The organism is Gammaproteobacteria bacterium (genome assembly GCA_011682695.1).
Taxonomy (GTDB): Bacteria; Actinomycetota; Acidimicrobiia; order Spongiisociales; family UBA4744; genus BMS3Bbin01.
Map to the genome: position 1 here is coordinate 17,112 of JAACED010000027.1, position 12,647 is coordinate 29,758.

At 63.5% G+C, this 12,647-nt stretch carries 11 protein-coding genes; 5 read left to right on the top strand and 6 right to left on the bottom strand.

Annotation, left to right across the window (positions count from 1 at the left end):
- The first annotated feature begins 2 nt into the window (after positions 1-2).
- The 4 genes from GWP04_06995 (at position 3) to moaA (ending at position 5,685) form a co-directional block, all read left to right on the top strand.
- On the top strand, positions 3-1,556 hold the full coding sequence (locus GWP04_06995) for an NADH-quinone oxidoreductase subunit M (protein NIA25301.1): 1,554 nt from the start codon (positions 3-5) through the stop codon (positions 1,554-1,556).
- Complete coding sequence (gene nuoN, locus GWP04_07000; GenBank protein ID NIA25302.1) at positions 1,549-3,015, top strand: NADH-quinone oxidoreductase subunit NuoN; 1,467 nt, start codon at positions 1,549-1,551, stop codon at positions 3,013-3,015. The genes GWP04_06995 and nuoN overlap by 8 nt, the downstream gene beginning before the upstream one ends.
- Before the next feature lie 94 nt (positions 3,016-3,109).
- Positions 3,110-4,393 carry a hypothetical protein gene (locus GWP04_07005; GenBank protein NIA25303.1) on the top strand — a complete coding sequence of 428 codons (1,284 nt, stop codon included), beginning with the start codon at positions 3,110-3,112 and terminating at the stop codon, positions 4,391-4,393.
- A 284-nt stretch (positions 4,394-4,677) separates the two neighbouring features.
- A complete protein-coding gene (moaA, locus tag GWP04_07010) occupies positions 4,678-5,685 on the top strand; it encodes a GTP 3',8-cyclase MoaA (protein ID NIA25304.1) in 1,008 nt (335 codons plus the stop codon).
- Between the two features lie 251 nt (positions 5,686-5,936).
- On the opposite strand, the gene GWP04_07015 is transcribed toward moaA, so the two are convergent.
- On the bottom strand, positions 5,937-6,509 hold the full coding sequence (locus GWP04_07015) for an NTP transferase domain-containing protein (protein ID NIA25305.1): 573 nt from the start codon (positions 6,507-6,509) through the stop codon (positions 5,937-5,939).
- A 360-nt stretch (positions 6,510-6,869) separates the two neighbouring features.
- Here GWP04_07015 and GWP04_07020 point away from each other — a divergent pair, with 360 nt between their 5' ends.
- On the top strand, positions 6,870-7,694 hold the full coding sequence (locus tag GWP04_07020) for an iron transporter (protein NIA25306.1): 825 nt from the start codon (positions 6,870-6,872) through the stop codon (positions 7,692-7,694).
- Position 7,695: 1 nt separating this feature from the next.
- Here GWP04_07020 and GWP04_07025 read toward each other — a convergent pair whose 3' ends face one another.
- From GWP04_07025 to hypC, 5 genes are all read right to left on the bottom strand, one after another.
- Positions 7,696-8,472, bottom strand: coding sequence for a hypothetical protein (locus tag GWP04_07025; protein ID NIA25307.1), 777 nt, complete (start codon positions 8,470-8,472; stop codon positions 7,696-7,698).
- 481 nt (positions 8,473-8,953) lie between these two features.
- Positions 8,954-10,039 carry a hypothetical protein gene (locus tag GWP04_07030; GenBank protein NIA25308.1) on the bottom strand — a complete coding sequence of 362 codons (1,086 nt, stop codon included), beginning with the start codon at positions 10,037-10,039 and terminating at the stop codon, positions 8,954-8,956.
- A gap of 114 nt (positions 10,040-10,153) precedes the next feature.
- Complete coding sequence (gene hypE / locus GWP04_07035) at positions 10,154-11,212, bottom strand: hydrogenase expression/formation protein HypE (GenBank protein ID NIA25309.1); 1,059 nt, start codon at positions 11,210-11,212, stop codon at positions 10,154-10,156.
- Entirely contained in the window at positions 11,209-12,294 is a 1,086-nt protein-coding gene (hypD, locus tag GWP04_07040) for a hydrogenase formation protein HypD (protein ID NIA25310.1), read from the bottom strand. Before hypD ends, hypE begins: the two co-directional genes overlap by 4 nt.
- On the bottom strand, positions 12,291-12,551 hold the full coding sequence (gene hypC, locus GWP04_07045; GenBank protein NIA25311.1) for a HypC/HybG/HupF family hydrogenase formation chaperone: 261 nt from the start codon (positions 12,549-12,551) through the stop codon (positions 12,291-12,293). Before hypC ends, hypD begins: the two co-directional genes overlap by 4 nt.
- Positions 12,552-12,647 lie beyond the last annotated feature (96 nt).

The window sequence follows — 12,647 nt, forward strand, 5'->3', positions numbered from 1 at the left end:
CGGTGCAGTCTGACTTCCCCATCCTGACCGTACTGATCCTCCTCCCCTTCGCGGCGGCGATCGTGGTCGCGCTACTTCCGTCGCGTCGAAAGGAGTTGTTCCTTCCGGTCGGCTTCGCGCTGAGTGTCCTTCCGCTGGCACTCGCCGGGTACCTGTTCTATATCTTCAAGACCGGTGAGGCCGGCTTCCAGTTCGTCGAACATCTGACTTGGTACGCGCCGTGGGGGATCTCGTGGCACATGGGAGTCGACGGGATATCACTGCTGATGGTGGTGCTCACGGCGATCCTGATGCCGATCTCGCTCGCTGCGTCGACATCGATCTCCAAGAGGGTGAAGCAGTTCGTTGTGTTCAACCTGCTGCTCGAGGGTGGCCTCATGGGCGTCTTCCTCAGCTTGGACATGTTCATGTTCTTCGTGTTCTTCGAGGTCATCTTGGTGCCGATGTACTTCATCATCGGTGTATGGGGCTCCGAACGGCGGATCTACGCCGCGGTCAAGTTCTTCATCTTCACGGCGTTTGGCTCGGCGTTGATGCTGGCCGGCATCATCGCCATGGCCTTGATGTATGGCAGCCAGCACGCAGGGCAGATCAGCTTTGACTACCTGAGCTGGCAGATGCTTCAGATGCCGCCCTCAACCGAGATGTGGCTGTTCGCGGCGTTCGCGCTCGCCTTCGCCATCAAGGTCCCGATGTTCCCATTCCACACATGGCTACCCGATGCGCACGTCGAGGCGCCGACCGCGGGTTCGGTGATGCTTGCGGGAGTGCTGCTGAAGATGGGCACCTACGGATTCCTGCGGTTCAACCTCGGGCTGTTCCCCAACGCGACGCTGAAGTTCGTTCCGGTGCTGGCGGTACTCGCCGTCATCGGTATCGTCTACGGGGCGGCGGTCGCCATCGTGCAACCGAACCTCAAGAAGCTCGTCGCGTACTCATCGGTCAGCCATCTCGGGTTCATCGTTCTCGGCATCTTCGCCCTGACATCCCAAGGACTCGAGGGTGGCGTGATTCAGATGTTCAACCACGGCATTACGACCGGCGCCTTGTTCCTGCTCGTAGGCATGATCTATGAGCGGCGTCATACGAAGGACATCGGGGAGTTCGGAGGTCTTCAAAAGATCATGCCGATCTTCGCCGGATTCTTCTTGTTCACGTCGTTCGCTTCGATCGGTCTCCCGAGCTTGAACGGGTTCATCGGCGAGTTCTTGATCCTCATGGGCAGTTTCCTGACGTTGAAGTGGTACGCGATCATCGCGGCTTCCGGCATCATCCTGGCCGCCGTCTATCTGCTGTGGGCATACGAGCGTGTGTTCACCGGGCCGGTGACGAAACCGGAGAATGAGAAACTCCTCGATCTCAACTTCAGGGAGATCGCGATCCTGTCGACGCTTGCCGCGCTGATGCTCGTCATCGGCCTGTACCCGAAGGTTGCACTCGACAAGATCGGTCCGTCCACGGAAGCGGTGCTGACCCGGATCGAGAGTGTGACCAGCTACCAGGCTCCCGCTCCGGGCCACCTGGCCGACGTGCTGGGGGTGATGAGCGGTGAATAACGTGAACGTCTCCTACCTGGCCATCGGGCCCGAGATCATCCTCACGCTGGGCGCAGTCATCGTGCTGATGGTGGATGTCTTCCGCAAGCCCACCCCGAGAGTGCACGCATGGCTGGCCTCGGCAACCCTGGTCCTGGCGGGAGTGGCCGTCGGGTTCCAGTGGGCGTCCGCATCCGAGGCGGCGAGTCTGTCGTTCTCCGGGATGCTCGTCACCGACACCTTCGGGGCGTTCGCCAGCTTCCTTCTCGTCGGTGTCGCGGCGCTCGGCCTCGCCGTCGGCTGGGGGATGGTGAAGGAACTGGGGCGGCGCGGCGCCGAAGGCATCGTGCTCGTCTTCATGGCCGCGACCGGTTTCATGATCATGGCGACCGCGGCGAACCTGGTGCTGATCTTCGTGGGTCTCGAGGTGGCATCGATGTCGCTCTACGTGCTCGCGGGGATAACGAGAAAGACGTTGCAGGCGGACGAGGCGGCGCTCAAGTACTTCCTGCTCGGATCGTTTGCTTCGGCGGTGTTCATCTACGGGGCCGCGCTGGTGTTTGCAGGAACGGGGTCTCTCTCGGTGTTCGGCATCAGCCAGTTCTTCTCGACACACGTCCTGCTTCGGCCGGGAGTCGTGCAAGTCGGGATGGCCCTGCTGATCGTCGGAGTTGCCTTCAAGGTATCCGCCGCGCCATTCCACGTGTGGGCGCCGGACGCGTATCAGGGATCTCCGGCCGGGATCGTCGGTTTCATGGTCGCTGCGGCCAAGATCGGTGCTTTTGCCGCTCTTGCCAGGATCCTGATCTTCGCGTTCCCGAAGTTCATCGACGAGTGGTCATCCGGCCTTGCCCTTCTCGCCGCGATCTCGATCGTTGTCGGGGTGCTGTTGGCGATCGCTCAGACGGACATTCGCCGGATGCTCGCCTACTCGTCGGTCGCGCATGCCGGGTTCATTCTGACTGCCCTCACGGCCGGCGGCGTCGGGATGCCGGCGGTCTGGTTCTACCTGGCGGTGTACACCGTGCAACTCCTGGGTGCGTTTGGCGTGGTAGCCGCCGTGGCGGGGCCCACCGGAGCCGCATCGCCGCTCAGCGACTACACGGGGCTCGCGGAGCGTTCGCCGCTGCTGGCGGGCTCACTCGCGCTGTTCATGATTGCCATGTCGGGTGTGCCACTCACCTCCGGGTTCATCGCGAAGTTTGCAGCGTTCACTTCGGCATGGAGCGCAGGTTACGAGTGGCTCGTGATCCTCGCCGTGCTCGCGTCGGTGGCCGGCTTCTTCTTCTACCTGCGGGTCATCGTGCTGATGTACATGCAGTCCCCTGCGCTTGCCGAAGCGCCCGGTGCCGCCACGGCACGCTTTGAAGCCGTCGGGCCAACCCGCTGGGTGCTGATCATCACCGTCGCCATCACGCTGATATTCGGCATCGTTCCCGGCCCGCTCCTCGACGTCGCCCGACAGGCGTTCCCCTTCTAGAATCCCCGAACCCAGGGCTCGTAGGCACCCTGGGAGTACCCCTGAGCCCTGGGTTCGCCGCTGTGCTCCCGATTCGGCCAGAATGGTCCGTGATATGAAGACCTCACTTCGACTCGCCGTACTTCTCATGGTTTCCGGGCTGCTGCTCTCGGTATCCGCCGCGCCCGCCGCGGCACGTGCTCCGTTCATCTCGGCCGATCGGGCCGGAGCAGACATCGTCCTCGTGCAGGAGGGCGATGTCGTGGGCGAGGATCTCTATGCGGCGGGGAATCGGGTCGTCATCGAGGGGACCGTCGAAGGAGATGTGCTCGTCGCCGCTACCGGAGAGCTTCTCATCAGCGGCCACGTGCTCGGCAGTGTGACCGGCGTGGCATCGAGTGTGGTGATCACCGGCACCGTCGACGGGTCGGTCAGGGTGGGAGCAAACACGGTTCGAGTTGACGGGGAGATCGGAGGCGATCTCCTCGCCGGAGGGGCAGTCGTCACCGTCACCGGGGACATCGGTCGGGACCTGCTCGCATGGACCTTCAACCTCGACACCTCGGGCAGTGTCGGACGCGACATCGGTGGCCAGACGATCGACCATGCGCGGATCGGTGGGAACATCGACGGTGACGTCGACGTGACGGTCGGCCGATTGGAGATTCTGCCGGGCACGCGAATTGGGGGGACGCTCGGCTATCGATCTTCCGTCGATGCGGTCATCGGCCAAGGTGTGGATGTCGGGCGTCAGATCGTGCATCGAGAACCGGTGCGTCCCAATGTGGCCGTGCAGGCAATGTTCGCGCTCACGCAACTGATCACCGTGCTCACGGTCATGATTTTCGGTTTCCTGATGTTCTGGGCTGCGCCGCGCATGCTGCAACGCTCGGTGACCGCCGTCCGGCGTTTCCCCGTGCGCACCTTCTTCGTCGGGCTGGCAGCAATGGTGGTGCCGGTCCTGATCATGAGTTTCGCCGCCGGCCTCGCGCTCGCCTCTTCCCCGGAGATGGCATTGCCGATGGTCGTCGTCGGAGGGCCAATCGCGCTCGCGGTGCTCGGAATGGTCATGCTCGGGGTTCTCCTGGCTCCGATCCCCGTGTTGACGGCGGTCGGAGGGCGGCTCCTCGGATGGCGTCGCAGTGGACAGGCCGGTTTTCTCGTCGGCTCGCTGCTGTGGGTGATCTCGCTGTTGATCCCTGTCATCGGGACCATTGTGGCTCTGCTCATGGCGGTTCTTGGCCTGGGTGCGTGGACTGTCGGACTGATCTCGGGCCGTCAACAGGAGAGTGTGACCGTCCCGCCGGTTCGGACCCGGTCCGAGTGGCACCAAGCCGATCAGTTCCCCCTGCCGCCGATCCCGCAAGTCGGCCACCTGGACGAAGAACCCGAAGTCTGAACCTGCAGCTGCCGTCTCTTGACAACAGGGTCGGATCGGGCTCGGGACAGGGCGCAGGGCGTCCTTTCGTTGCGGTCTTCACGGTCCTGGTCGCTCTCGGCGCTGCCGGGAAGTTTGGCAATGCCGGATGTTCCACGTCTGGTGCAGGATCTTGTGGCCGGCGGTACCTGGCCGGTCCTGTCGGCTTTCGTGATCCTCGGTCTGCGCCGGCCGCAACGCACCGCTCGGGTCTGAGGGGCTATGGCTCACAGCGCATACACTGATGACCGATGAGTGACGACCGCATGCCCGCAGGGGACACGTTTGAGCGATCCCTTCGAGATCTGCGCATCTCCGTCACCGACCGCTGCAACTTCCGTTGCACGTATTGCATGCCGAAGGAGGTCTTCAATCGGGAGTGGGAGTTCCTCAGCAGGGATCTGCTCCTCAGCCTCGAGGAGGTCGAGCGCTTGGTGAGGATCTTCGCCGGACTTGGGGTTCGCAAGGTTCGCATCACGGGAGGTGAACCACTGCTGCGAAAGAATCTGGAGCATCTCATTGCCGGTCTGAGAACCATCGATGGGATCGACGATCTCACCTTGACGACAAACGGGGCACTTTTGGTCGGAAAGGCGGCCGCTCTGAAGAACGCCGGCCTCGACCGGGTCTCGGTGAGTCTCGATTCGCTGGACGACACCGTGTTCCGAACGATGAACGACGTCGACTTTCCTGTCGCCAGGGTTCTCGATGGGATCAACGCTGCAGCGGAGGTCGGATTGGGGCCGGTCAAGATCAACGCCGTAATCCAGCGCGGAGTCAACGAGCACACGATCGTCGATATGGCGCGAGAGTTCCGCGGTACGGGCCACATCCTGCGGTTCATCGAATACATGGACGTGGGAGATACGAATGGCTGGCGCCTCGACGACGTGGTGCCTGCCGGGGAGATCATCGAGACGGTCAACGCGACGTATCCGATCGAAGTGTTGGCGCCGCACTACCCGGGGGAAGTCGCACGGCGTTTCCGCTACGTCGACGGCGGCGGCGAGATGGGGGTGATCGCCTCCGTCACGATGCCGTTCTGCGGTTCGTGCACCAGAGCGCGGATCTCGGCTGATGGGTCGCTGTATACGTGCCTGTTTGCGACGACGGGTCATGACCTGCGGGCGGTACTGCGGTCCGGAGCGTCCGACGACGAGATCGCAGCGCAGATCAGGCATCTTTGGGAGGGTCGCGATGACCGATACTCGGAACTTCGCTCGTCGCAAACCTCGAACTTGCCCAAGGTGGAGATGAGCTACATCGGTGGGTAGTGCCTCGACCGGCGACCTTTGCGGTGTTCTGCCGGCCAGGAACGCCGCTCGCTGCGTTCTCCGCCTCGACGCACCTGCAGGTGCGCCTTCGTTGTGCGGGTCTTGCGGGCAACGTCCCTGCCTCGGCATCGACCCCCCGAACGTTACCGGCCAAGGCACTGGCTTCGGCACCGACGTGTCGCGTGCCTCTCATCGCCATGCTGCACTCGGTGCTTGTCTCTGCGGGGGAGAGAAGAACGAGGGCGGGTCGGCTACCCGGGCTGACCGTACCGGGCCAGCCCCTCAGCCAGTGCCTCGGGAGTGTCGACGCTGAACCAGGAACGTCCATCTTCGCCCCACTCGCGCCACGTAGGCGGCTCTATCAGGTGATGGGGGAGCCGGTCGAGGAGCGACTGGATCGAGCCGCCGGAGTCGATCTCGTCGGTCGTCTCGGCCGTCCAGGAGGCCGGATAGACGGCGCAGGTCACTTGCCGGGCACCGTCGACCGGTATCACAGCCTCGTGGGAGGCCAGATCGAGAAGCCTTTGCAGTGTCCTGGGTTGGAGGAAGGGCTGGTCGACCGCGACCAACAGGACGGCCTGGCCATGTGCCGATCCGAGCGCAGTCGCCAGGCCGACGAGGGGGCCGCGAACGCTCGTCCGAATGTCCGGCAGGCAGCGAAGGCCACCGAGCTTCTCACGGCCTAGGACGATCGTCGAGTCACACACGCGGCGAAGCGCTGCGGCAACCCATTCGACCGCCGGCAGCCCAGCGACGTCGATGAGTGCCTTGTCGGTCCCCATGCGTCGTGAGACTCCGCCGGCGAGGATGACTCCGAGGGTCATGGGAGCGACGTTACCAAAGCAGAGGCCCCGTATCATCGGCACCGTCGACACACCGCAGACTCTGCTCCGCGGAGTTCTTTCCCTTCACCTGCGCCGTCTGCCGGTGGCGTCTTCGTGCCCGGGTCGAAGAGTGCCGGTTCGTTGGACCTGCCGTCGGTACCGAACGCAGCGAGTGAGAGCAGTCGGTCATCAGCCAGGTAGAGAGAGGTTCGACTCGGGTCGTTCCCACGAAGATACGGGTAATGATCGGGTCGTTGGACGAATCTCGTTCATCCAGATGCTCGGGAAGCCGGCCCTGCGGTTAACACTACGCTCGTAGTGTTAATAGGCTGAGGCTCTCAGCGATGGAGGCGTCGTCTCATGGCCGGATTCCTGGTGATGCTCCGTGAAGGCGTCGAAGCGGCCCTGATCGTTGCGATCCTGCTCGCCTATCTCGCGCGCGACCAGGAGCGTCGCGGGGTGCGTTGGGTTTGGTCCGGTGCCATTGCAGCGGTGGGCGCATCGCTGGTCGCCGGTGCGGTGATCTTCCAGACGATCGGGTCGCTCGATGGTCGCGCAGAGCAGATAGCGGAAGGGTCCGTGGCGCTCGTCGCAGTGGGACTGCTGACATGGATGATCTTCTGGATGGGGAGCAGAGCGCGCTCGTTCAAGGCACACCTCGAGAATGAAGCCGGGAGCGCCCTTGCCTCCGGCGGGATGCTTGGCCTCGCTGCAGTTGCATTTGTGGCAGTGCTGCGAGAGGGGCTCGAATCGGCGCTATTCATGATTTCTGTCTCGGTGGGAGTCGACGCGCAGGGTGTTCAGTTCGTCGGCGGGTTGCTCGGTCTGGCCGGTGCGATCGGCATCGGGTATGTCGTGTATCGAGGAGGTCGTCGGATCGACCTGCACCTTTTCTTCCGGATCACGGGAACCCTGATCGTCCTCGTCGCTGCTGGTCTGATCGGCAAGGGGATCCACGAGTTCCAGGAGGCCGGATTTCTGCCGGTAGTCGTCGAGCATGTGTGGACGCTCAGGCTCCTCGATCCCTCTGGCGGCGCACTCGGCGTTGTTACGAAGACACTCTTCGGTATCTCCCACAACCCGTCAGCGCTGACGCTCGGCGGCTATTGGGCCTACCTGATCCCGGTACTCGTCGCTTTCTCGAGAATGATGGGCCGCCGTCCTGTGCCGGTGACAACGGTCTGACTCACGGCGTTCGCGCCACCCAGACGGTCCAGACGAGGTGGGTCCGCAGACGCTCGTAGTCGTTGTGCATCCACGTCTGGGCCATCGCCCTGTGGTCTGCGGCCGGATCGTCGGGGTGTTCGGCGGCGTAGCTCTCGGCTGATGCGATGACGAGGTCGTGATAGGCCTTCCATGCTTGCGGGTCCGGGATGATCTGTTCGAGCGGCTCGAGCCCGATGCTCCGCAACGCTGCGAGCTGCTCATCCTCGGTCAGTGAGGCCGCCTCCGGGGCGCTGCCGAGAGCTTCACGAGCGTGTGGCGTCCCAAGGCGAAGATCGCCTACCGCGATCCGGCCGCCGGGTGTGGCCCTCGCAGCAAGGGAAGACGCCGTGCCGGCGAACCCATTCCAGATCCATGAAGCACCGAGACAGGTCACGATTTCCCAGTCCGGCACTTCGGGGACTCCGGCGGCGTCTCCGAGCCACCAGACGATCGTCGTCGACTGTGTGGCGGCTCGTTGTAGCGCCCACGGGGAGAGATCCACCCCGGTTCCGCCGACGGCAGCGCGCCGGGAAAGACGTCTGAGGAGTTCGCCGTGGCCGCATGCGAGGTCGAGTGCCTGGTCCCCGTCTTGAGGATCGAGAGCATCAACGAGGTGGTCGAGGTCCTCTGAGGACATCGGGTTGCAGATCGAATGGAGATGATGCAGTGCCTCGAATGGATAAAAGCGTGCCCATGCGTCTTCGACGTCCGTGCCGGGCAGGACGATGGTCCCTTTAGGAAGCGGAGGATGTTGCACGAGGCGCAGTATGGCGATGTCCGGCCGGCTATGTCGGCGAGGAGTCAGCCGAGTGACGCCGGTGTGTGGATCCGAGGCTCGATTCGCCGGCCGTACTCAGTACTCGGTATTCCGTACCGCGACCCGGTTCCGACACAAGACCGAGGGGCGGGCGTGGCGGCTCCTGTTTTCAGCCTCGACGGATCGGAGAGTGTCGCCGGCGCGCAGTCTATTGGTCTCCCGGGGAGCGAGGCGGCCTGTCTCCCCCCAGCGAGCGAAGCGAGCGTTAGGGGGAGTACGGCGAAGCCGGGAGGGGGGCCGGCGTGAGCCGGAGGGGGGAGTACGGCGGAGCCGGGAGGGGGGCCGGCGTTAGCCGGAAAGGGGAGTAGGGCGCAGCCGACCGGGGCCGGCGCCGGCCGGAAAGGGGGAAAGTACCGTAGCGGCAAAGCCGCTGGGGTAAGGGGAACACGTGCCATGCATTGCTCAACGGCCTCCGAGTGCCTCACCCTCCGATGACCAAGAGCGGTACCTTCACTTCTCGTTCGTCCAAGCCGCCGTGGTAGCCGACCATCCGTTTGTCCATCCCGCTGGGTAGGAGCACGTGGTCACGGTCGGGGATCAGCGCTCCCGCGGGAGAGCGGCGTTGTAGGTCGTGGTGAGGGTGTTCCTGTCCCCACCAGGTACGCAGTGTCTCGATCGGTACCCACGTCGCCGGCAGTGTTGCTGCGAGGTTTTCCGCGAGTGGCGCCGGGCCACGGACGAGTACGCCGCGCGGATCGCCGTAGTACCGCAATCCCTTCGGCCGTTGCAGTGGGATCTTGGAGCGCTTGGGATAGTCGACGAGGCCATGGTCGGCGATTCCGATCATCACCGTGTCCGCGGGCAGCCGGGCAGCGGTGAGGCTCCACACTCCATCGGCGATCTGGATCGCCTCGGTGTACTCGTTCGATTCGAGGCCGTATACGTGCGCTGCAACATCGACGTTGGGGACATAACTGAGGATGAGCCGCTTCCGGCCGGCAGCCAGTTGTACGGTTGCGTCGATGAGCTCCTGGTAGTTCCATGCGGGCTCGAACCGGCATCCCCGGTACATGGCGCGACTGAGCGGACTGGACTCGAAAGCACCGGGCTGCACAGTGATCGGCTCAATGCCGGCCGCGGTGAGACGTTCCCACAGGTTCGGGGTTGGCAGCACATCGGCCGTGTCGAATGCAACGGGATCTCCATCGAGGGTCTTCCACTTGAGCGTGTTGACAACCGCGCCATGCATGAACAACTGGTGAGCAATGAGTCCATGGCGGACCGGCGGGAAGGCCGTGACGAGCGACGCAATGTTGACGCTCGTGGTCGTTGGGAACACCGCGTCGATGGCGCCGACCCGAGATGCTCGCAGGCCGGTGGCTGCAGGATGGCCAAGCTGGTGATCGCCGAGCCCGTCGAACAGCACGACAACGTAGGTTCCGGCATCGGGAATCAGCGCCGAGAGTGAGGAGTGCATCGGCGTCCCGGCAGTGGTGCCGGTAAGGCGCAACTCCAGTTCGGCGGAGAGGTTGGCAAGGGAACCACCGGCGTAATCGGGGATGAGCATCGAGGTGCAGAGTAGCTGTGCAATCGGCGGCGGTTGCTTTGGACGATTGGATATGGAGGGCTTTTCAGAGGTTCTTCGCCGCGGGTTGTTTCTCGGTGTCGGCGGAGCCGAACCTCAGCAGATTCTCGGCAACTGCTCCCCGCTCAGCATGTCCACGACTCGGTTGCCGCCGACGCTGCTTCGAAGGAACACCCGACCAGGATGTTCCATGGTGACTTCGCCGATGACCGCAGCGTCCTTGCCCAGGGTGTGGGCCTGCATTGCAGCGAGTACGGCCCCGGCGGCATCTGGTGCGACGACGGCGATGAGTTTGCCTTCGTTGGCAACGTACAAAGGGTCGAACCCAAGAATCTCGCATGCGCCCTGGACTTCATCCAAGATCGGGATGGTTGACTCGACGAGCCGGATTCCGAGTCGCGAGCTAGCGGCGATTTCGTTCGTGGCGCTTGCCACACCACCCCGAGTCGGGTCTCGCAAGACGTGGACGCCGGACCTGCCGGCTCCGAGAATCGCCTCCACGAGACCATTGAGAGGCGCGGAATCGCTCCCGATGCGCGTCTCGAACTCGAGGCCTTCCCGGACCGACATGACGGCGATGCCGTGTTCGGCGATACGGCCCGAGATCAATACGACGTCCCCTTGTTCAGCACGCAAGGGAGAGATCTCGACCCCTTCCGGCACAACGCCGATCCCCGTCGTATTGATGTAGATGCCATCACCCTTGCCCCGGTCGACGACCTTGGTATCCCCGGTCACGATCGTGACTCCGGCACCGTCGGCAGCTTCTCTCATCGACGAAACGATCCGCCATAGGTCTTCCATGGGGAGGCCTTCTTCGAGGATGAATGCGACGGTGAGCACTCGTGGGGTTGCGCCACACATGGCGACGTCGTTCACTGTGCCGTGGACGGCGAGCGAACCGATGTCGCCTCCAGGAAAGAAGAGCGGGCTGATCACGAAAGAATCTGTCGAGACGGCGATGCGACCCTTTTCCATGTCGAGTACGGCGCCATCATGAAGCTGGTTCAGGACCGGGTTCCCGAACGTCGGGACGAACATCCGCTCGATCAGCATCTGTGACAATGAGCCGCCCCCACCGTGCGCGAGCAGCACAGTCGGGTAGTCGGTGATGGGAATCGGGCATGTTCCGAGCCCGGAGATGTCCACGGTCAGAACCTTCCGTATCGGTGGTAGGCCGCGCAGGCACCCTCAGACGAGACCATGGGAGCACCCACGGGGTGCTCGGGCGTGCAGTCGGTCCCGAACACGGGGCAGTCGTTCGGTTTGCGAAGACCGCGCATGATCTCACCGGCAATGCAGATCTCCGACTCGGTGGCTGTCACCGTCTCCACGTCAAATCGGAGGGTCGCATCGAACGCCGCATACTCGGGACTCAAGGAGAAACCACTCTGGGGGATATTCCCGATGCCCCTCCAGGGCCGGTCGCAGGGCCGGAACACTTCTTCCAGCATCGCCCGGGCGGGGACGTTGCCTTCCCTGACAACGGCCCTCGCATACTGATTTTCGACGCCCACGCGCCCCTCTTCGAGCATGCGCACCGCCATGTAGATGCCATGGAGGAGGTCGAGTGGCTCGAACCCGGTCACGACGATTGGGACTCCATACCGCTCTGCGATCGGTTCGTATTCCCAGTAGCCCATGACAGCGCAGACATGTCCGGCAGCCAGGAACCCTTGCACCTGGTTGTCGGGGGACCCAAGGATCGCTTCCATCGCCGGCGGAACGAGGACATGGGAGGACAGGATCGAGAAGTTCGTGAGTTCGAGTGTCCGGGCCTGCCGTACCGCCATGGCGTTGGCTGGTGCGGTCGTCTCGAATCCGACTGCGAAGAACACCACGTGGCGGTCCGGATTTCGCTGGGCCAGCTTCACCGCGTCGAGCGGTGAGTAGACCATCCGTACGTCGCCACCTTCCGCCTTGACGGCCAGCAGATCGGTCTCCGAACCGGGTACGCGCAGCATGTCGCCGAAGGACGTGAAGATCACTTCGGGACGTCTGGCGATGGCGATTGCCTTGTCGATCTGCTCCAAAGGGGTAACACACACGGGACAGCCGGGACCGTGGACGAGGGTTATCTCGTCGGGGAGCATGTTGTCGATTCCGAACTTGATCAGCGTGTGGGTTTGCCCCCCACAGATCTCCATGATCGTCCACGGTCGGGTGGTCGCGTCCCGGATGGCGGAGAAGAGTCGCCGAGCGGCAGGTTCGCTGCGGTACTCGTCGACGTACTTCACAGTCCGATCTCTGGAATCTCGAGTTCAGCCAGATCACCCATCTGGTCCAGGAACCGGAACACCTCCTGAGCTTCGGTCTTGTCGATCTTGCTGATGGCAAATCCCACGTGAACGATCACGTAGTCGTCGATCTCGACCTCGGGGACGTAGGCGAGGCATACATCCTTGACGATCCCTGCGAAGCTGACTTTCCCCATGGTCATCCCCGTTTCATTTGGGATGATTTCGAGTACCTTGCCGGGGACGCCTAGACACATCAGGGCTGCTCCATCGAACCGTGGTCCATGAGGCCTCGTCCCCGCGTGCCACCGTCGCCCCTGATGGGCTGGGCCCCAAGGGAGCTGTACGGCTCG

What these genes read in the sequence shown, in the direction of transcription:
- GWP04_07005 (NIA25303.1), top strand. Translation starts at nt 3,110, where the DNA reads ATGAAGACCTCACTTCGACTCGCCGTACTTCTCATGGTTTCCGGGCTG.
- moaA (NIA25304.1), top strand. Translation starts at nt 4,678, where the DNA reads ATGCCCGCAGGGGACACGTTTGAGCGATCCCTTCGAGATCTGCGCATC.
- GWP04_07015 (NIA25305.1), bottom strand. Translation starts at nt 6,509, where the DNA reads ATGACCCTCGGAGTCATCCTCGCCGGCGGAGTCTCACGACGCATGGGG.
- GWP04_07020 (NIA25306.1), top strand. Translation starts at nt 6,870, where the DNA reads ATGGCCGGATTCCTGGTGATGCTCCGTGAAGGCGTCGAAGCGGCCCTG.
- GWP04_07030 (NIA25308.1), bottom strand. Translation starts at nt 10,039, where the DNA reads ATGCTCATCCCCGATTACGCCGGTGGTTCCCTTGCCAACCTCTCCGCC.
- hypC (NIA25311.1), bottom strand. Translation starts at nt 12,551, where the DNA reads ATGTGTCTAGGCGTCCCCGGCAAGGTACTCGAAATCATCCCAAATGAA.